The organism is Nonomuraea sp. NPDC003214 (genome assembly GCF_053590035.1).
In genome coordinates this window covers 328,954-349,691 of the sequence record NZ_JBSFSX010000005.1, presented here as the reverse complement: position 1 = coordinate 349,691, position 20,738 = coordinate 328,954, and the positions used below count along the sequence as shown (strand labels likewise).

Below are 20,738 nucleotides of genomic sequence, written 5' to 3'. Positions count from 1 at the left end.
TCCGTCCTAGGACGCGTACGGTTCGAGGGCTCTCACCAGTGCCTCGGGGACCCTGGCGGGTGCCGTCCTGGTGTTGGGCCCGCGCATGCAGGCCACCCGCTGCCTGCCGCGGGCGATGAGCGTCTCGCTCCCGTCCTGGTTCAGCCGCATGTAGTCGAAGCCGAACTCCACCTGGGTCTGGGTGAGCTCGGTGAGCCGCATGCGGATGGACAGCTCGTCGAAGGCGGTGATCTCCGCGAAGAACTCGCAGTCGACCTTGAGCGTGAAGAGCTTGAGATCGTCCTGGAGGTCGGCGAGCACGTCGGGTGCCCGCTCCTTCAGGAACATCTCCCGGCACCGGCCCTGCCAGCGCAGGTAGTTGACGTAGTAGACGTTGCCCACGAGGTTGGTCTCCTCGAAGCCGACCGTGTGGACGTACTCGAAGTACTTGCTCATGGCTGGGTCCGCCCTTCGGTGAGTACCGCGACGACGACGGGGTCGGGCAGGTCCCGCACGGCCGTCACGAGTGTGGCGACGCGCAGCTCCGCCGTGGCGAAGACCACCCACGCGTCACGTTCCGCCGGGGTGATGGTGAGCTCGGCGCCGCCGAGCCCGGCGGCCCGCAGGCAGCGTTCGGCGGCCGCGACCCGGGCCGCCGCCGTGTCGGGCCGCTCCCCGGTCTCCGCCGCCACGCGCTCGGCCAGCGCCGCCCCGCCGGCCTGCCCACTGGTCTGCCCGCCGGCCTGCCCACTGGTCTGCCCGCCGGTCTGCCCGCCGGTCTGTTGTACGGGCGCGATCGCGCAGGCGACGGTCCCGGGGCCCGCCACGGACAGCGTGAGGCCGTCCATGTGGGCCGTGACGGGCTCGCCGGCGCCGCGGCCGGCGATGCGGGACCCGGCCAGCGCGCCGCGCTCGCCCGCGTCCTGCCCGCCCGGTTCGACGCAGGCGGCCAGCCGGACGCCGGTCAGGTCCTCCAGCGTCCGCTCCAGGTAGGGCCCGAGCAGCGGCGCCACCCACGGCCCCCGGCCGTCCTTCTTGCGCACGGCCTGGAGCCGCAGGCCCTCCCACCGCTCCACGACCTGCCCGTCCGGCGCGCGTACGGCGATGTCGTAGACGTAGGCGTCGCCGTCCCTGCCGCGCTCGGTCGCGCAGTAGCGCAGCCGGTCGTGCCCGGCCAGCGCCGGGCCGCCCGGGTGGATCCGGTCGACGCCGGTCGGCAGCAGGGTGGCGTCGGGGACGCACACCTGGTTGCCGTGCATGAGGGCGTCGCGCATGCCGGGGTCGCCCAGCAGCAGCTCGCCCGGCAGGTAGGCGGCGAACCAGTCGCCGTCGTCGACCACCGCCACGTCGGCCTCGACGGCGCGCGCCTCGGCCCGGTGGTAGCGGGCCAGCCGCTGGAACCGCTTGCCCTGGAACAGCACGTCGCCGTACATCTCGGCGGCGGGGTCCAGCGCGACCGCGGCGAGGCCGTCGCCGGCCTGCTCGGGCGGCCCGGCGGGGGCGGCTTCACCGGTCAGCGTGAGCACCGCCCGGAAGTGGTCGACCTCGTAGCCGGTGTCGCCGCTGCGGATGCTCACGGCCAGCGTGTCGTCGTCGCCGGTGACGGCGGCGGCGACGCGCAGCGTGGTGCTGCCGCCGGGCGGCACCACGATCGGGCGCAGGAACTCCGCCCGCTCGATGACCGGCGTGACCTCCCGCCCGGTGGTGGCCAGCGCGGCCTGGGCCATGGCCTCCATCCCGAACACCGCCGGGAACAGCAGGTTGCCGTCCAGGTGGTGGTCGGCCAGGTAGAGGTCGGTGCCGTCGGTGAGCTCCAGCTCGGTGACGAGCTCCACACCGTGGTAGCGGATCAGCGGCTTGCCGACGAACCGCAGCAGGGGCAGCTCCGGCCGGTCGTAGCGGACGGTGTGGATGCCCTCGGTGCGCCCGCTGACGACCACGACGCGGGGGGCGTCCGGGTCGGCGACGAGCCGCCGCATGATCTCCACGCCGTCTGCGGCCGGGATCGGGGTGACGCCCTGCCGGGTCAGCCGGTCGACGACCGACAGCCGCTCGCCCATGCCGACCTCGGACCAGACCGACCACTCCATGCACAGGGTCCGGCAGCCCGGGTGCCGCTCGGCGAACTCGCGCGTCAGCTCGGCCAGCCACTCGTTGGCCGTCGCGTAGTGCGCCTCGCCGGGCAGCCCGGCCCGGCCGATAATGCTGCCGAAGGCGACCAGCAGCCGCAGCCGGTCGCCGTCGACCGCGTCGAGCACGTGGCGCAGGCCGTCGACCTTCGGGGCGAAGGTGCGGCGCACGGCGTCCATGCCGAGCGTGGCCAGCGACTCGGGCTCGTTGCGGCCGGCGCCGTGCAGCACCGCCGTCACCGGGCCGAGCGCCCGCTCGACCTCGGCGACCGCGTCGCGCACCTGGACGGCGTCGGTGACGTCGGCCCTGGCGTAGTGGACGTTCAGCCCGGCGTCGGCCATCCGCCGCAGGTTGGCGGCCAGCTCCTCGTCGGCCGCCGGGTCGGAGCGGCCCAGCACGGCCAGCGCGGCCCCGGCGTCTCCTGCCACCGCCAGCGCGCACTCCGCCGTGATGCCCTTGCCGCCGCCGGTGACCAGCAGGACGTCGGAGGCGTCCAGCGGGTGCTCGGTGCGGGCGGGGCGTACGGGCAGCGCGCGCATGGTCGGCACCCGGCGCGCGCCGTCGTCGTCGTAGTACGCCTCGGCGTACACGTCGGTGGCGGCCACCTCGGCGGCTACCCAGGCTGCCGCTTCGGGGATCGCCGGTACGTGCACGATGGTGGTGCGGATCCCGGTGGACTCCAGGTGGAGCGTCTTGGCCAGGCCCGCCGCGCCCCGTCCGTGCTGGACGAGCACGAACCGGGTGCCGGGTCCGCCCGCGAGGGCCGCCTGCGCGCCGAGCAACGCCTGTTCGACGTCGTCGGGCGAGCACTGCGGAGGTAGGCACACCAGTACACCGGATCCGACCTTCCCGCGTTCGAGCGCCTCGCGCAGCGGCTGGGCGACGGGCGAGGCGGCCGGGCCCGTGCCTCCGTACACCTGCCAGGAGCCGCCGGCCTCGGCGGCGGCCCTGGCGGGCAGCGGCAGTTCGTCGAGGTCGACGGCGAACGGCCGGACCCACGGGGCGGCGCCCGTCACGCCGGTCACCGTCCGCCTGCCCGGCTCGGCCGCCAGCTTGTCCAGCTCCTCGCCCAGCTCGCGCAGGCTGGCGGTGGCGAGGTTGGCCGGGGTCTGCCCGGCGGGCAGGCCGAGCTGCTGGGTGGCCTGGTCGATGATGTGCATGACGGTGACGGAGCTGAGGTGCAGCTCGTCGAGCGGTTTGCTGTCCTCGGTGACCATCTCCAGGGGCAGCTCCGCGCGGGCGGCGGCCAGGCGGCGCAGCAGGTCCGTGGTGGACTCGCCGGGCTCGCCCTGGCCGGCGGGCGCGGCCGGCGCGGCGACCGGCTCCGCCGGGCGTTCTGCCGGCTGCCCGCTCGCCTGCGCGACCGTGATCTTCGGCGCCTGCTCGGTCGGGCTCATGAGGAACGACAGCTCGCGGCCGACCTCCATCGGCCGGGTGAGCCGCCCGTGGAACAGCTCCTCGTGCGCGACGGGCACGCCCGTCACGTACGCGGCGCCGAGCACCCGCAGCAGCCCGGTCAGCGACTCGTCGTCGGTGTCGAGCGCGATGGCCGGCACGTCGGTGACGGCGGCGGCCAGCCCGCTGAGCACGCGGCCGGGGCCGACCTCGATCAGCAGGTCGAGTCCGTCGGCGGCCTGTTCGAGCGCCTGGGTGAAGCGCACCGGGGCGGTGATCTGCTCCCGCAGCAGCGCGGGGATGTCGCCGTCCGGCGCGAGCGCGGTCCCGGTGACGGTGGAGACGACCCGGCGGCCGATCCTGCCGAACCGCTCCCGCTCCAGGTAGGGCGTCAGGGCCTCGGCGGCGGGCGCGACCAGCGGCGAGTGGAAGGCGTGCGAGACCTTCAGCCTGGTCCAGCTCACCCCGGCGGTCACGGCGGCCCGGCCGACCTCCTCGATCGCCTCGACGGGGCCCGCGACGACGGTCTGGTTCGGGCCGTTGTAGCCCGCGATGACCACCGGCAGGTCGCCGATCAGGGCGGTCACGGTCGCCGGGTCGGCGCGCACGCCGGCCATGGTGCCCGACTCGCTGTTCTCGGTCATGGCCCGGCCCCGGCCGGTGGCCAGCCGCAGCAGCGCCTGCTCGTCCATCGCGCCGGCCCAGTGCAGGGCCGACAGCTCGCCCAGGCTGTGGCCGACGGCGACCTCCGCCTCGACGCCGAGCAGGGACAGCGCCCGCAGCCCGGCCATCGAGCCGGTGACGATGCGCGGCTGGGCCACGGCCGTGGCGACCACGTCGCCGCCGGCCGGCAGCCCGGCCTCGGCGTACAGCTCGTCCACGTCTGCGAACCGCCTGCGCAGCGCGCCGCCGCCGGTGCCGCGCCCCGACCCCTGGCCGGGGAAGAGGTAGCCGACCCTGGCGGTCCCGGCGGCGTGGCCGTAGAAGGCCTTGCCGTCGGGGGTGAGCAGCCTGCGCTCGCCGGAGTCGATCGCCTCCAGCACCCGCGCGAGCTGCCGTTCGGCCTCGTCGGGGGTGGCGGCGACCACGGCGGCCCGGTAGGGCAGGCCGCGCAGCTCGCCTTCGAGCGTCGCGGCCAGGTCGGTGAGCTCGGCGTAGGACACGGCGGGCACGTAGTCGTGCATCCGCGCCACCCGCTCGCGCAGCTGCTCGGGCGTGCCGCCGTCGAACAGCAGCAGCTCGGCGTCCTGCAGCGAGGAGGCCAGCAGCTTGGTGCGGCGGCCCAGCCTCCGCTTGGGGGCCGGGTTCTCGATCACCACGTGCGAGTTGATGCCGCCGAAGCCCATGGCGCTGACGCCGGCCCGCAGCGGGGCGTCGGCGGGCCACGGCTCGGCCACGCGCAGCGCCCGCAGTTGCGCCTCCTCGCCGGTCAGCACCTCGTGCGGGTCGACGCAGCCGAGCGTGGGCGGCAGCACCTGCTCGTGCACCGCCATGACGGCCTTGATCAGCCCGGCCACCCCGGCCGCCGCCTTGGCGTGGCCGATCATGCCCTTGATCGAGCCGACGGCGGCGGGCCCGCCGCTCGCCCCGGCCTCGGCCCGCGCCTGCGACAGCGCGGTCAGCTCCGTCGCGTCGCCGACCGCCGTGCCGGTCCCGTGGCCCTCGAACAGCGGCACCGTGTCGATGCCGAACCCGGCCTTCTCGTACGCCCGCCGCAGCGCGAGCTGGTAGCCGCTGACCTCGGGCCGGGTCATGCTGCCCCGGCCGTCGGAGGAGATGCCCCAGCCGGCGATCGTGGCGTAGACGCGGTGCCCGGCGGCGACCGCGTCCTCCTCGCGCATCAGCACGACGATGCCGCAGCCCTCGCCCGGCCAGAAGCCGTTGGAGTGCCGGTCGTACAGCCGGAAGTCGCTCTTGGCCAGCGCCCCCGTCTTGGCGAAGCCGATCACCTCGAACGGGTCGATGGACAGGTCCACGCCGCCGGCGATCGCCACGTCGAGGTCGCGGTCGGCCAGCGCCTTGCTCGCGGTCACCACCGACAGCAGCGACGAGGAGCAGGCCCCGTCGACGATGTAGCCGCCGCCGTTGAGGTCGAAGTGGTTGCAGATCCGCCCCGCGATGGTGTTGGCCAGGGCGCCCGCGAGCGTGTCCTCGTCCACCGGCGGGAACGGGCTCTTGAAGGCCGCCTCGTAGGCGCCGAGGAAGCCGGCCAGCTTGTCGTCGTCCCAGCCCTGCTCGCGCAGCGCCGCCGCGAGCGTGCGCCGCACGTACGGCCAGCGCAGCCGCAGCGCGTTGGCGCGGCTGAACTCGCCGGTGAGCGTGTTGCCCACGACGACGCCGGTGCGCTCCTTCGGCAGCCCCTCGGCGCCGGGGAACCCGGCGTCGGCCAGGGCCCGGCCCGCCATGTCGAGGGCGAGCCAGTGGGTGAGGTCGGCCGAGCGGTAGGTGCTGCCGGCGATCCGGTGGGCGACCCGGTCGAAGGCGTAGCCCTCGATGACGGCGGCGGTCTTGGCGTAGAAGCGGTCGGGCGTGGCGGGATCGGGATCCCAGTAGTCGTCGTGCCGCATCCGCTCGTCAGGCAGCCGCCTGAAGGCTCTGCGGCCGGCGATGGCGTTCTCCCACAGGGCGCGGGGGGAGTCCGCGTCGGGGTATCGGCAGGCGAGACCGACGATCGCGATCCTGCTCATGCCCGCGCGACCTCTTTCTCGGCGGAGGCGATGGCCGCGGCCGCCGCCGCGGTGACCCGGGCGGCGTCCCGCTCGCGGGCGAGCTCGACCGCGCGCAGCGACCACAGGAAGCCGCCGCGGACGACGCACACGATCGCGGTGGCGAAGAAGATCCCGTACGGGATGTTCATGCCGGTGAGCAGGCCGTAGGTGAGGGCCACGCCGCCGCCGAAGGCGATCTGGGAGAGCGGCTTGGACGGGCTCGTCCCCGGGTCGGTGATCATGTAGTTGGTGAACAGCACGAACGCGACGCCGGTCATCATCGACAGGCCGCCCAGGATGGAGACGTCGTCCACGATGAGCCCGCGCACGATCGCCTGGAGGGCGAACACGCTCACCCAGGCGCCGATCAGCCACATGCGGTTGGTGAGCTTGGCGTTCAGCATCGTGCCGGCGGCGATGATGATCAGCGGCACGATCCAGTCGATCGGGTTGGTCACGTGCTCGGTGAAGTGGTACGGCGGCGCGATGCTCGCCCAGGGCAGGAGCACCAGGATCACGGCGATGCCGAAGTTGGACGGGTTCATGAAGTGGCGCAGCCGTCCGCGCACCGGCGCCCTGAGCACCCACTTGGCGCCGACGGCGACCGCGATGCCGAACATCATGACCAGCACCTGGTCGTTGACGTAGATCAGCATGTTGAGCGCGATGCTGGTGATGTGGGCCGGGTAGAGGAACTCCACCAGGCCGCGGAAGCCGTTGCCGCGGAAGCGGGCCGGGCGGCCCTCGGCGCGGGCGCCGATCCACTCCAGGGCGATCTCGATGGTGTAGCCGGTCGCCATGGCGATCAGCGGCCACGTCCACGGCTGCTCGAAGCCCAGGACGGTGTAGCCGAGGATGTTGAAGATCGTGATCGAGAGGGCGAACCTGCGCAGCGCGGTGATGACCTTCGGGTCGTGGCGCGGCGGGCCGCCGGCCTTCTTCTCGGGCTGCGCCGCCGGCGCGGTCTTGTCAGCGGCCATGACGTCACTTCTCCTTCGCTTGCGAGCCGAGCTGGATGGCGTGCCTGCCCGGGCTGAGCTGAAGATCCTGCTCGCGCACCTGTCCCGTGCGGTCGCGCCAGCGCAGGTGGACCTTCACCGGCCCGGTCACGTGCTCGCCGAGCCCCAGGTGCACCTCGTGGCTGCGGCGGCCGGAGTGGCCGCTGCCGCCGTCGACGCGCCCGATCACGGTGCGGTCGCCGACCGTCGCCGTGGCCTCGGCGCCGATGGCCGGGGAGCCCTGCGCGCCGGTGGCGTTCTCGTGGGTGAGCTGGAGCGTGATGGCCGATCCGGCCGGCGCGCTCTGGTTGTGGTAGAAGATCGGCGCGTCCCACTGGCGGGCGACCGCGAGGTCGAGCAGCCCGTCGCCGTCGGCGTCGCCGGTCGCGATGCCGCGCGTCGGCACCGGCACCGCCAGGCCGAGCTGGCGGGAGATGTCGGCGTACGTGCCGTCGTCCTTCTTGGCGAAGAAGGCGAGCGTCTGGCTGCCGGCGATGTCGGCGCCCTCCCTGACCACGGGCCAGGAGTGCGGGTTGCGCACGACGGCGTCGTTCGCGGTGGCCAGCTCCTGGAGCTGCGCCCACCGGTTCACCCAGCCCTTGACGAAGCCGGTCGCCTGGACGATGGCGGGGTCGCCGCCGTTGTTGAAGTCGTCGATCTTGACGTCCCAGCCCCAGCCGGTCCACGCGGTGCGGTCCTGGGCGCTGCGGTCCTCGAAGGGCGCCACGCCGTCGGCGAGCTGGGCGCGCACGTCGGCCCGGTTCTTCGCCGTGTTGTAGAAGGCGAAGTTGCTCTCCTGGATGCCGAACGAGGTGGTGATGTTGCTGACGAAGGTGTCGTAGAGGCCGTCGCCGTCGAGGTCGCCGAAGTCGGAGCCCATGCCCTTGAAGGAGTCGTGGCCGAGCGACTTGGACTTGGGCACCCACGGCGTGCGGGAGCCCTCGGCCAGCGAGAAGGAGATCTTGCCGGGCGTGGACCGGTTGTACAGCAGCCGGTCGGGGCCGAAGTCGTTGTTGAGGAACAGCTCGGGAAGCAGGTCGCCGTCCAGGTCGGCGGTGCTGGCGCCGAGCTCCCAGCCCTTGGAGACGTCCTTGTCCAGCACGTTGTCGAGCCGGTCGAAGGACGGGGCGCCCGCGGTGACGCCGGTCCAGCGGAAGAAGTAGTTCTCGCCGCCGTTGACCGCGCCGGACATCGAGTCGTTCATCTCGACGCCGCCGTTGACCGTGTCGTCGAGCACGGGGCCGTGGGGGAAGTAGTTGCCGATGAAGATGTCGAGGTGGCCGTCGCCGTCGAAGTCGGCGGTGGTGGCGGTGTTGCTGTTCCACTGCGGCCCGGTGTAGGTGGCGCCGCCGGCGCCGGGCACCAGCTCGGTGGCCGTGAACGCGTCCGCGGACAGCGTCGTGGCCCCGGCCTTGGCCAGGTGGACGACCGGGGTGCGGCCCCAGTAGTACGTCAGGACGTCGGTGCGGCCGTCCTCGTTGAAGTCACCGGCGAGGCAGCCCATGGGGGCGATCGCGTCGTTCATCGGCAGCGTGCCGGTGGACAGCGCGAACGGCTTGTAGCGGTCCGAGCGCGCGCCCGGCGTGGGGGTCACCACGACCCGGTCGATGCGGGGGTCGGTGACGCACAGGTCGTTCGACAGGCCGTCCATGTCGAGGTCGTTCATGGCGATCCCGGCCCCGACGGAGGAGATCCAGGCGTCAATGTGCGTGTAGCGCTGGTTCACCGCGCGGATGGTCTGCTGCGGCAGGTCCGACGGCAGGGCGATGCTCAGCGGCTTGAACGCGTACGCGCCGGCCAGCTCCGCCTTCTCCTCGTCGGAGGCGAAGGACGGGCTGCCGATGACGAACAGGGCGGCCATCACCACGAGGGCGACGACTCCGGCCTGTTGCCGGCGCAGCCAGGTGGCTACCGTGGTCACGGGGTGACACCTCCAAGGGAGACGAATTCGCCGGCTATCCGCTGCCGCCAGATCTCGAAGGCGGGCAGCTCCCCCGGCAGGGACGGTGCGGGCATGGACTGGATGCAGATCTCGGCGGCCTGCTCGGCCGTGGTGCCGCAGAGGATGGCGGTGGCCTGGCGGGTGTGCGGGCCGAGGAGCCCGGCCCGGATCCTGGCCTCGGCGGCGAAGGCGCTGCCCTGGGCGAGCTGGCCTCGGTAGGGGCCGGCCCGGTCGCGCAGCTCCCACAGCTCGTCGCCGGTGGCGCCGCCCGCGTAGGTGGCGGCCAGGCCGGTGCCCGCGTACAGGTCGGGGCGGCGCTCCTCGGGGAAGCTCTCGATGAGCGACGTCACCTGCCCGACGTCGGTGCCGCCGACGAACCACAGGGCGCGGCCGATGCCCTGGTCGACGGCGCGGGCCGCGTACGCCTCGTGCCCGGCGGGCCAGGGGAAGCGCGTCTCGCGCACCTGCCGGCGCACGTACTTGTCGGTGTGGAAGTACGCCTGGTGGAAGCCGTAGCCGTCGTGCACGAGCCACAGCAGCAGCGGGTCGAGCTGGGCGGGGTCCGGCCACAGGAAGCGGGGCAGCCGGGCCATGGCCCAGCCGATCCCGACGTAGATCATGTAGTTGTGGCGGTCGCCGCGCCCGGCGAGCGTGCCCTTCACCCTGCGCAGGTTGGCGAGGGAGGCGCAGTCCAGCACGGCGAGCCCCATCCCGGCGCCCTCGTAGGCGAAGCCGCGGAACCGGTCGGGGATCTGCTCCAGCCGGTCCTCCGCCTCAGCGGGAGTGCGCGACTCGGCGGCGTACGCGAAACCGGTGAGGAATATCTCGCCAACTTTCTCCAATAATTCACGGGCCGCCTCGTTTTTTACATGGAAACCGCGGACGGCAAGCTTGGTCTCCGTGACACTGGGGGTAAGTATTCGCTTTCTCAGCGATCGAAGCAGGCCGGCCATAACAACCCTTCACCGCTCAACCAGCAGGTACTGTCTTCTCATTGACACATGACGTGGAATCTTCGGGCAACTCCGGTCGTGCTTACCGCGTTAATGCGGGATCATCGTGCGGCGTTTTCAACCGCGAAATGCGCGCGTACGTTGCGGCGCCACTGCTCGTAATCCGGGACGCCGCCGGGACGGCCGGGCCCGACCGCGGTGTCGTCGGCGAGCGCGACGGCGGCCTCGACGGACAGGCCGGTGAGCACGTTCCCGGCGGCCTCGCTGTGCGCGGGGACGTGGCCGGAGTAGTGGCGGGCCTTGAGCGCGAACACCGAGCCCTGGGCGAGCTCGTCGCGGTGCTCGCCGGCCTCCTCGCGCAGCGCGGCCAGCGCGCCGCCCGCACTGCCACCCGCACTGCCGGCCGCACTGCCGCCCGCGAACGTGGCGGCCAGGCCGACGCCGCTCCACAGGTCGGCCTGCCGGGCGGTGGCGAAGCGCCGCACGGCGGCGGCGACGTCGGGAACCCGCCCGCCGTGGATGAACCACAGGGCGCGGCCCACGCCCTGGTCGGCCGCCCGGGGGAAGTAGCCGGGCTCGCCGCGCCACGGGTACGGGGCGGGCACCCGCTGCTCGTCGACGTACCGCCGGGTGTGGAAGTAGGCCAGGTCGAAGCCGTAGCCGTCGACCGCGAGCCAGCTCATCACCGGGTGGTAGGGCGAGCCGGAAAGGTCGGGCAGCACCTTCTTCCACAGCGGCCTGGGCAGCCGGGCCATGGCGAAGCCGATGCCGATGTAGGCGAGGAAGATGTGCGGCTGCCCCGGGCCGAGCAGCAGGTCCCGGGTGCGGTGCCGCCGCCCGCCGCCCATGGCGTCGAGCACGGTGAAGGCCATGGTCGCGCCCTCGTAGGCGAAGCCGCGGTGGTCTGCGGCGACCAGGTCGAGCCTGCGCTGCACCTCCCACTGGTCACGCGCGTCGATGCCCCATTCGAAGCCGCAGACGACGGCCTGCGGGATCGCCTCCAGCCGCTCGGTGTCGGCGGTGGGCGGGCCGGGGAAGCCGCGTCCGGCGAACGTCACCTCGGCCAGGGACGGGGCGAGCACGAGCCTGCGGAGCGAACCGAAAAGTGTCGACATCGTGGGACCTCTCCTCGCCTACCGACTCGACCGGCCGTAGGGCCGGGCACCTCAACAGGATGCGTTCGGCGGCGGGAGGGGGCTTTTCGCAGATTGCGGTGGTAGCCCAAATCGCCACGAATAGCACGAATGCGGATGGGAGAGGTCAGCCGGCCCAGCCGCTGAGCCGCCAGCTCCCCGCGACCGGCCGGCGCACCAGCGCGGCCGGGTCCGACCAGGCCCGCTCCTCCTCGGACCTGGCCCTGGCCCGCGCCACCAGCCGGGTGACGGCCAGGACGACGGCCTCCAGCTCCTCCGGGGTCGCGTTCCCCCGGACGGTGATCAGTTCGGCGATCGGCTCCATCACGCACCTCCGCCTCCGACCGTGTGGCCGGGCGGCGGGAGCGCGCAACTCCGTCAGTGCTCCACCTGGCTGTCGAACTCGACGACCAGCGGAAGGTCCACCCTCCTCCTGATGTTCAGCTTGCGGTAGGTGCGGGTGAGGTGCTGCTCGACCGTGCTGAGCGTGATGTAGAGTCGCGCCGCGATCTCCCGGTTGGCGTAGCCGGCCGCGGCCAGCGAGGCCACCCGCCGCTCGGCGTCGCTCAGCACGCCGATCAGCTCGCTCGGCAGCGGCGCCGGCACCACGCTCGGGTCGTCGGCGCGGCTCAGCGCGTCGATCATCGGCTCGGCCCGGCACTCGCGCGCCGCCGCCTGCGCCCGGCCCGCGATCGTCCGGGCGCGCCGGTACTCGCCCAACGAGTCGTACGCCTCCACCAGGTCGAACAGCGCCCGGGTCAGCTCGTAGCGGTCGCCGGCCATCTGCAGGTACTCGGTCGCCTGCCGCAGCAGGGCCGGACGGCGAGCCGGCTCGGAGACGGCCGCCTGCAGCCGCAGCGCGATCCCCCGGCCCCGGCGCAGCTCGGCGCCGCACATGCTCAGCTGGGTCTCGATGAGCTCCCTGGCCTCCCCGACGTGCCCCATCCGCAGGCACGCCTCCCCCGCGTCGGCACGCCACGGGATCAGGCCGGGCGTGTCCAGGTTCCAGGTGACCATGAGCTCCCCGCAGCGCTGGAAGTCGCGCAGCGCCAGCGCGAAGTACTCGTTGGCCAGGCTGTAGCGCCCGCGCGCGTACAGGTAGTGCAGGCCGTAGCGCGTCTGGAACATCGTCTCGGGCACCGGCCGGTCCAGGTACTCGCGGACCGCGTCGTACCTGCCCATCGCCGTCAGCGCGATGATCAGGCTGCTCAGCGGCCCGCCGATGGCGACGCCCCAGCTGCTCATCGGGATGGTGTCGAGCGCGATGCGGGCGTGGTGCGCGGCGGCGGGCATGTCGCCCTGCCGGATCGCGATCTCGGCGCGGATCGCCGCGAGCCTGGCCTGCCGGCTGGGCGCCTGCCTGGACATCGCCTCGGCGCTGAACCGCTCGCACCACGGCACCGCGCGGTCGCAGCGGCCCGCGTAGGTGAGGGCGAGCAACGCGTTCTCCACGGTGTCCATCGACATCTCGTCAAGGTGGGAGTCCTCCAGGATGCGCTCCACCGCGTTCATGCTCTCCTCGCGCGGGCCCCGCGTGAGCACCTCCGCGAGCGCCAGCGTGGCCTCCACCCGCCGGTTGACGGCCACCGACACCAGGCCCGCCAGCGCGCGGCGGCCCGCCGGGCGCGGCAGGCCCGTCAGCAGCGGCGGGTGGGTGACGCGCAGCCACAGCTGGGCGACGACCATCTCCGCCATCGTCTCGTGGTCGGCGGCCTCGCCCTCCTCGCCGAGCTGCTCCAGCACGTCGCGGGCGTCGTCGAAGCGGCCGTGCCACAGCAGCGCGCGGGCCAGCACGACCACGTCGCCGCCGCGCAGGCTGCCCCGGTTCACCGCCTCGGCCAGCTCGGCCAGGTGACCGGCGGGCGCGGCCGGGTTGATCCGCCACTCGGCCCGCACCAGCATCGTCATGATCTTCAACCGGCGCTGCTCGTCGTCGCACTCGCGCCAGGCCAGCCGCAGGTAGGCCACGGCCGACTCGACCTGGCCGGCGCGCAGCGCGTTCCTGGCGGCCTCCTCCAGCGTGGGCAGCACCCAGGGCGCCTCCACCCGGGCCGCCTGCAGCAGGTGGTCGGCGACCACGCAGGGCGTCATGCCCGCGTCGTGCGCCACCTCGGCGGCCCGGCGGTGCAGGTCCATGCGCTCCTGCTGGTCGATGCCCGCCAGGACGGCGCGGCAGACCGACTGGTGGCGGAAGTCGCGGCCGGAGACCAGCCCGGCCGCGCCGAGCGAGAGCAGCTCCCTGCTGATGTCGATCGGCGCGATGCCGAGCAGCCGGTCGAGCCCGTCGGTCTCGCCCAGCACGGCGAGCCCGCGCGCCACCCGCATCGTCTGCGGGTGCCCGCGCTGCAGGCACGACAGCACCGCCTGGCCGAACTGGTCGCCGACGACCGGCTCCGGCGGCGGCTCGCCCACCGAGCGCAGGTACTCGCGGTAGTCCTCGGCCAGCGCGCCGGCCAGCAACGGGTTGCCGCCGCTGAGCGTGTACCACTCCTTGGCGAAGCGCTCGGTCGCCTCCGTGCCGAGCTCGGCCGCCATCAGCTCCTCGACGCCCTCGCGCGACAGCGGCGAGAGCTGGAGCCTGCGGCAATGCGGCTGGCGCAGCAGGTCGGTCTCGAAGTACGCGTCGGCGCAGCGCATCCGGTCCGAGTGCGCGAACACGGCCACGATCCTGGCGCTCCTGGCCCGCCTGGCGAGGTAGGCCAGGCAGAGCAGCGAGGTGCGGTCGGCGTGGTGCACGTCGTCGACGGCGATCACCAGCGGGCACCGCTCCGACAGGTCCAGCAGGACCGTGCAGAGCGCGTGCACCACCTGGGCGTCGACGAGCTGGTCGGCCTCGGGCCCGGCCATGGTCGCGGCCCGGCTGCCCTCCTCGATGAGGGCCATCGCGCGGGCGTGGTCGGCCTCGGGGAGGGGGGCGTCCTGGATGAGCTGGCGCAGCACGCCGAGCGGCAGGTCGCGCTCCATGAGCGAGCCGGTCGCCGAGACGGCCAGCGCGCCGAGCTCGATGGCCTGCTCGGCCAGGGAGCGCAGCAGCGTGCTCTTGCCCGTCGCGACGGGGCCGCTGACCAGGGCGATCCGGCCCCGGCTCAGCACCGCGTTGGCGAGGAGCGACTCCAGAGCAGCCAGCTCCTCGTGTCGTTCGATCAGTCCCATGGCCGTCTCCCCTCGAATCGCCGCGGTCAGATCGGCAGGACCCGTCCTGACGGTGTCCGCAGGTCGAGCCAGTAGCGGTGGCCGCCGTCACGCGTTCGCGGCCTGCGCTTCCGCACCTGGGTGCGTCTCATGATCCTCACCTCGGATTCGCTGCCTGGTCCGAACGCTATGCCGGGGGCCCATCGCTTCCTTATCGTCCGGCTATCAACCGCCGTGCCCGGGCCGGAACGGGCCGCTGACGTCGGCATTCGGGGTCCGCCGGGGGGCGCGGGGCGGGCGGCGCGGGCACGGCCGGCGCGGGCACGGCGGGCCAGGACCGCGCCACGGCCGACCCGACGGCGGCGAGCACGGCCGCCTCGACGTCGCCGCGGATGCCGGCGCCCCACACCGCCCGGTCGCCGTCGCCGAACCGCGCGTAGACGGCCACCTCCTCGCGCTCGCCCGCCGGGCCGCCCATGTGGTGGACGGCGCGCACGTCGAAGCCCTTGTCGGCCAGGGCCGCGCGCAGCGTGCGGAGCGTCCCGGCCCAGGCCGCCCCGCCGTACGCGGGGCCGTCGAGGTAGAGCTCGACCGTGGCGCCCTCCACCGCCGGAGGCGCCTGCGCGACCGCATACGTGGCCTCGAAGACCTCCCGGACGCGCTCCGGCGGGATCTCGCCGCCCTCGGCCTCCGCCAGCGCCTGCACGACCTGCGCGAAGTCGATCTGCAGCGGCCGGGGCAGCGTGAGCCCGTGCCTGGCGCTCATCACGTAGGCCAGCCCGCCCTTGCCCGACTGGCTGTTGATGCGCACGACGGCCTCGTACGTCCGGCCCACGTCCCTGGGGTCGACCGGCAGGTACGGCATGCTCCACGGCAGCTCCGACGGCGCGAGCCCGGTCCGCGCCGACTCCCGTTCCAGCGCGTCGAACCCCTTCTTGATCGCGTCCTGGTGGGCGCCGGAGAACGCCGTGTAGACCAGGTCACCGCCGTACGGGTGCCGCGCGGGCACCGGGATGCCGGTGCAGCTCTCCACGACCCGGCGGACCCGGTCCAGGTCGGAGAAGTCGATGCCGGGGTCGATGCCCTGGGTGTAGAGGTTCATGCCGAGCGTCACCAGGCACACGTTGCCGGCCCGCTCGCCGTTGCCGAACAGGCAGCCCTCGATCCGCTCGGCCCCGGCCATCAGGGCCAGCTCGGCCGCCGCCACGCCGGTGCCGCGGTCGTTGTGGGTGTGCACCGACAGGCAGATGTGCTCGCGCCTGGACAGGTTGCGGTGCATCCACTCGATCTGGTCGGCGAAGACGTTCGGGGTCGAGCGCTCGACGGTCGTGGGGAAGTTGAGGATGATCGGCCGGTCCGGGCCGGGCTCCCACACGTCCATGACCGCCTCGCAGACCTCCAGGGAGAAGTCCGGCTCGGTGTCGTTGAAGTGCTCGGGCGAGTACTGGAAGGCCAGGTCGCAGCCGGGGATGAGCTTGTCGGCGTAGGCCATGACCAGGCGGGTGCCGTGCACGGCCAGCTCGCGGCACTGCTCGCGGTCCATGCCGAACACCAGGCTGCGGATGGCCGGCGAGGTGGCGTTGTAGAGGTGCAGGGTCGCCCTGGCGGCCCCGCGCAGGCTCTCCACGGTCCGCTCCACCAGGTCCTCGCGGGCGGGCACGAACGCGGTGATGCGCACGTCGTCGGGGATGCGGTCCTCCTCGACGAGGAGGCGGACGAAGTCGTGGTCGTCCTGGCTGGCCGACGGGAAGCCGACCTCGATCTCCCGGTAGCCCATGCTCACCAGGAGCTCGAACATGGCCAGCTTGCGCTCGGGGCCCATCGGCCTGGCGAGCGCCTGGTTGCCGTCGCGCAGGTCTGTCGACAGCCAGCGCGGCGCGGCGGTGATCGCGGCCGTGGGCCACGTCCGGTCGTGGAGCGGGATCAGCGGAAATGCGTCATACCGATTGGTGTTCATCGCGCGCCCTACTCAGTTGAACGAGCCGAAATAGGCGGAATAAGAGTGCGGCGAGAGCAGAACGTTAATTTGATAGGTGCACGCCTCGTCCGTCATGCGGAACACGACGACGATCTCCGGATAAGCGGCTGTGAGCCCGAGGCTCACGAAGTAGCGATCACTTCCGAAGACAATTCTGTACAGGCCGCGGTCGAGCCGGTGCTCCCGCCACTCCTTGACGCGCCCTTCGTGATCGGTCACCGACTGGGCGTCGATCACCCAGTGACCGTTGTCGGCGCGGTCCAGACGCACGTCCACGCTGGCGGCCGGCCGCCCGTAGACACTGTCCAGCGCCTGCACGTCAATCCCCATCAAACGCCACCTGTTCAGGAGTTCCCTCTGCCGCGGTTTCGTCCGCGCCCAGGTGGTCGCCCCCCGGGCCTGTTGGCCACCCGAGTGACCCGCCGCGTGCTCGCGCCACCCGGGCTCGCGACAAGGGTTGCGGCGGCCGCTATCGCCGCGCCTTCGTCGCGCTATCGCCGGATTGCCGCCGCGCTATCGGGCACTTATCGGGGCCCGCGGCGGGCCGGCGGACGCCTTATCGCCGATTGCGGGGTTTTCCCGGGAAGCGTGCCGGGGAATGGCCGCCGACCTGCTCGAATGGCGCGCCGGAAGCGCGCCGATATGGGGTCGATGGTGGCCGGTGCGAGCGTTTGGGCCGAGCGGCGGGGAGAGCGCCGCGACATCCAGACGGAGGTACGCACCATGGGCCGGACCATCGCCACAAGCGCCGCCAGGATCCGCATGTCGATCATCGTTCTCGCGGCGGCCGCAGCCGCTTTCCTGGCCCTGGGTTCGACCGTGCCGGCATACGCGGCGACCGCGTCCGCCACCGAGCAGGGCCCCGGCGACCCGTGGGGCAGCGCCCCGGCCGGCCCCGGCGACCCCTGGGGCAGCGCGTTCAACGGCCCTGGCGACCCCTGGGGCTGAGCATCCCGAGCGAGCGGCCGACGACCTCAGGGTCTCGGCCGTTTCGCGGTTTAATGGGGATTACCCTGTGGCCACAAGTGGCCCAACACTGTAGTGTAACGCACAAATCGGCCGAACTTCACAGACGCGACCATCGCGATAAATGCCTGCCGATCTTGTAATATAGCCAGCACCCCACCAGGCAACCTTGGGGCCATAATCTCAAATATGGTGTCAGCCAAATTCCGCCCCGCATCTTGTCCGGCCGGGGGGCCTGGACGGTTGCCGAAGAGGGCGGCGGCTTCATCAAGGAGATGTGCGTGGAGTTTCGACTACTGGGGGCACTCGAAGCCACCGCCGACGGGAGAAATCTCGAACTGGGTGGCACGCGCCAGCAAATCATCCTGGCCGCGCTGCTTCTGAACGCAGATCGGCCTGTCGCCATGACCCGGCTGATGGAAGCCATCTACGACGACGAACCGCCCGCGACCTCCCGCGCCCAGGTGCAGATCTGCATCTCGGCCCTGCGCCGCGTGTTCGCCGCGCACGGCCGGCCCGACATGATCGTGACCAAGCCGCAGGGATACGCGCTCCTGGCCGAGCCCGGCGAGATCGACGCCCGCGTCTTCGAGACCCTGGTGGCCAGGGCGCGCAAGCTCCGCGACGACCGCAACCCCGAAGAGGCCATCCGCCACTACCGCGAGGCGCTCGGGCTGTGGCGCGGCCCCGCGCTCGACGGCATCGAGAGCCGGCTTTTGCAGGCCATCGCCGGTCAGCTCACTGAGCAGCGCATCACCGCCAACGAGGACTGCATCCAGCTGGAGCTGGAGCTCGGCCGCCACCACGAGCTGGTCGGCGAGCTCACCGGCCTGGTCAGCATCCACCCGTTGCGCGAGCGCTTCATCGCCCAGCTCATGACCGCCCTCTACCGGTCGGGCCGGCAGGCCGAGTCGCTCCAGGTCTACCGCGACGCCCGCCGCATGATGATCGAGGAGCTGGGGATCGAGCCCAACGAGCGATTACAACAGCTCGAATCGGCCATCCTCACGGCCGACGAGAGCCTCGAAGCGCCCGCGCCGCCCACGCTCGTCACCGTCGAGCCGCGTCCCGGCCCCTCCTCCGTGCCGGGCATGCTGCCCGCCGGCATCGCGGACTTCATCGGGCGCCAGAGCCAGCTCGACGAGATCAAGAAGAGGCTGACGGAGCCGCCCGACGGCGCGGCCCGCTTCGCCGTGCCCATCGTCGCCATCGCCGGCCGGGCCGGGATCGGCAAGACCACGGTCGCGGTGCACACCGCGCACAGCGTGGCCGAGCACTTCCCCGACGGCCAGCTCTACGCCGACCTGCACGGCGGCGTCTCCCGCCCGGCCAGCCCGATGCAGGTGCTCGAACGCTTCCTGCGCGCGCTCGGCGTGTCGGGCACCGCGCTGCCGGAGACGCTGGAGGAGCGGGCCGAGATGTACCGCATGCTCCTGGCCGACCGGCGCATGCTCATCGTGCTCGACGACGCCGCCTCCGAGAGCCAGGTGCTGCCGCTGCTGCCGGGCAATCCCGCCTCGGCCGTCATCGTCACCAGCCGCAGCCGGCTCGGCGCGCTGGCCGGGGCGACCCAGGTGGACGTCAGCCTGTTCGACGCCGCCCAGTCGGTCGACATGCTGTCCAGGATCGCCGGGGCCGACCGGGTGTGGGCCGAGCCCGAGGCCGCCGCCGCGCTGGCCGAGCTGTGCGGCTACCTGCCGCTCGCGCTGCGCATCGCCGGCGCCCGCATGGCCGCGCGCCCGTACTGGGGTGTCGAGCAGCTGGTGGAGCGGCTGCGGGACGAGGCCCGCAGGCTGGACGAGCTCATGCACGGCGACATGGGCATCCGGGCCAGCCTGTCGCTGACCTACGAGGGCATCAGCGAGCAGGCGCGCCGCCTGTTCCGGCGGCTGGCGATCCTCGACGCGCACGTCTTCTCCGCCTGGACCGGGGCCGCGCTGCTCGACCAGCCGCTCGCCGACGTGCAGGACCTGCTCGACGACCTGGCCGACGCCCAGCTCGTCGAGGTGCTGGGCACCGGGCGGCACGTCGGCGTGCAGTACCGCTTCCACGACCTCATCCGCGTCTACGCGCGCGAGCGGCTGGCCGCCGAGGAGACGCCGGACATGCGCTCGGAGGCACTGGCCCGGGTGCTCAGCGCGCTGCTCCACCTGACGCAGGCGGCCCGCCGCCGCGAGTACGGCCCCTCGCCCGGCCCGCACCCGGCGCACGAGATCCCCTCGCCGCTGCCGGAGGAGCTGATCGAGCGGCTGGTCGCCAAGCCGATCGCCTGGTTCGAGCGCGAACGTCACGTGCTGCTCGCCGGCATCAGGCAGGCGGCCCAGGCCGGGCTGGTGGAGCTGTGCTGGCGGCTGGCGATGAACGCCGAGACCTTCTTCGAGCTGCGCGTCTACCTGGACGACTGGCGCGAGACGCACGAGATCGCCCTGGAGGCGGCCCGTGCGGGAGGCGACCGGCGCGGCCAGGCCGAGATGCTGTACGCCAGGGGCTCGCTGTCGCTGACCGAACAGCGCTTCGACGACGCCGCGCGCGACTTCGAGGCGGCGCTGACGCTGTTCGAGGAGGTCGGGGCGGAGCTGCAGATCGCCAAGACGACCCGCAACATCGCCGTGCTGGAGCGGATGAACGGCCGCATGGAGGCGGCGATGGGCCACCTCCAGCACGCCCTGCGGATGTTCTCGGCCATCGGCGACCAGATCGGCGCCGCGCACACGCTGCACAACCTGGCGCAGATCAAGGCCGACTGCGACGACATCGACGGGGCCAAGATGCTGCTGGCCGAGGCCCTGGTGCGCAGCAAGGGCGGCGGCAACCGGCGGGTGACCGCCCAGGTGCTGCACCGGATGGGCCACGTGCACCTGCGGGCGCGCGAGGTGGCCATCGCGGCGGGGGCGTTCGAGGAGTCGCTGGCGGTCGTGCAGGAGATCGGCGACACCATCGGGGAGGCGTTCGCCCTGCACGGGCTGGGCGTGGCCCGGCTGCGGCAGGGCAAGCTGCAGGAGGCCGAGCCGCTGCTGCGCAAGGCGCTCACGGTGGCCAGCAGCTCCCGCCACCGCCTCGCGGAGGCGCACGCGCTGGGCGGCCTCGGCGAGCTGGCGCTGGCGGCGGGCGACCAGGCCGACGCGGCCGGCTGCCTGCAACGGGCGGCGGCGCTGTTCCGCCAGATGCGCACGCCGCTGCTGGAGGCGCGCACGCTGCTCATGCTGAGCAAGGTCGTCGACGCGGACGCGGCGGCGACCGCGCAGGCGCGGGTGCGCGAGCTGATGGATCAGGTCGGCGACCGGGCGGGCGAGTCGCTGCGCGACCCGCTGGCGTCGGCCGCCTTCGAGCCCCGCTCGCCCTACACCGACCCGATGAGCGAGCCGCTGCCCTGACCGGCCCTTTCCCGCCGGGCCCGCCCGGCGGGAATTTTCCGGCCCGTCAT

The 20,738-nt window shown here is 73.0% G+C and carries 12 protein-coding genes; 2 read left to right on the top strand and 10 right to left on the bottom strand.

The features are described 5' to 3' along the window. Window positions 1–6: 6 nt before the first annotated feature. The 10 genes from ACWDXC_RS17355 to ACWDXC_RS17310 form a co-directional block, all read right to left on the bottom strand. Window positions 7–435 (bottom strand): acyl-CoA thioesterase, encoded by a 429-nt coding sequence (locus ACWDXC_RS17355; protein WP_049565857.1) that lies wholly within the window; start codon window positions 433–435, stop codon window positions 7–9. Then, window positions 432–6,191, bottom strand: coding sequence for a type I polyketide synthase (locus ACWDXC_RS17350; protein ID WP_449982698.1), 5,760 nt, complete (start codon window positions 6,189–6,191; stop codon window positions 432–434). Before ACWDXC_RS17350 ends, ACWDXC_RS17355 begins: the two co-directional genes overlap by 4 nt. Then, the gene (locus ACWDXC_RS17345) at window positions 6,188–7,192 is read right to left on the bottom strand and encodes an enediyne biosynthesis protein (RefSeq protein WP_449982695.1); all 1,005 of its coding nucleotides are present in this window, start codon (window positions 7,190–7,192) and stop codon (window positions 6,188–6,190) included. Before ACWDXC_RS17345 ends, ACWDXC_RS17350 begins: the two co-directional genes overlap by 4 nt. Before the next feature lie 4 nt (window positions 7,193–7,196). After that, window positions 7,197–9,131, bottom strand: coding sequence for a CRTAC1 family protein (locus ACWDXC_RS17340; RefSeq protein WP_449982692.1), 1,935 nt, complete (start codon window positions 9,129–9,131; stop codon window positions 7,197–7,199). Continuing rightward, entirely contained in the window at window positions 9,128–10,105 is a 978-nt protein-coding gene (locus ACWDXC_RS17335; protein ID WP_449982689.1) for a DUF1702 family protein, read from the bottom strand. Before ACWDXC_RS17335 ends, ACWDXC_RS17340 begins: the two co-directional genes overlap by 4 nt. Before the next feature lie 101 nt (window positions 10,106–10,206). Further along, complete coding sequence (locus ACWDXC_RS17330; protein WP_449982686.1) at window positions 10,207–11,220, bottom strand: DUF1702 family protein; 1,014 nt, start codon at window positions 11,218–11,220, stop codon at window positions 10,207–10,209. 145 nt (window positions 11,221–11,365) lie between these two features. Then, complete coding sequence (locus ACWDXC_RS17325; protein ID WP_219507978.1) at window positions 11,366–11,563, bottom strand: acyl-CoA carboxylase epsilon subunit; 198 nt, start codon at window positions 11,561–11,563, stop codon at window positions 11,366–11,368. A 53-nt stretch (window positions 11,564–11,616) separates the two neighbouring features. Further along, window positions 11,617–14,391 carry an AAA family ATPase gene (locus tag ACWDXC_RS17320; protein ID WP_449982683.1) on the bottom strand — a complete coding sequence of 925 codons (2,775 nt, stop codon included), beginning with the start codon at window positions 14,389–14,391 and terminating at the stop codon, window positions 11,617–11,619. Between the two features lie 190 nt (window positions 14,392–14,581). Further along, window positions 14,582–16,327 carry a 2-isopropylmalate synthase gene (locus ACWDXC_RS17315; protein WP_449982680.1) on the bottom strand — a complete coding sequence of 582 codons (1,746 nt, stop codon included), beginning with the start codon at window positions 16,325–16,327 and terminating at the stop codon, window positions 14,582–14,584. A gap of 12 nt (window positions 16,328–16,339) precedes the next feature. Next, entirely contained in the window at window positions 16,340–16,678 is a 339-nt protein-coding gene (locus ACWDXC_RS17310) for a hydroxyisourate hydrolase (protein ID WP_219507983.1), read from the bottom strand. 432 nt (window positions 16,679–17,110) lie between these two features. Here ACWDXC_RS17310 and ACWDXC_RS17305 point away from each other — a divergent pair, with 432 nt between their 5' ends. Then, window positions 17,111–17,296 (top strand): hypothetical protein, encoded by a 186-nt coding sequence (locus ACWDXC_RS17305; protein WP_449982677.1) that lies wholly within the window; start codon window positions 17,111–17,113, stop codon window positions 17,294–17,296. A gap of 293 nt (window positions 17,297–17,589) precedes the next feature. Next, entirely contained in the window at window positions 17,590–20,688 is a 3,099-nt protein-coding gene (locus ACWDXC_RS17300; protein WP_449982671.1) for a BTAD domain-containing putative transcriptional regulator, read from the top strand. Window positions 20,689–20,738 lie beyond the last annotated feature (50 nt).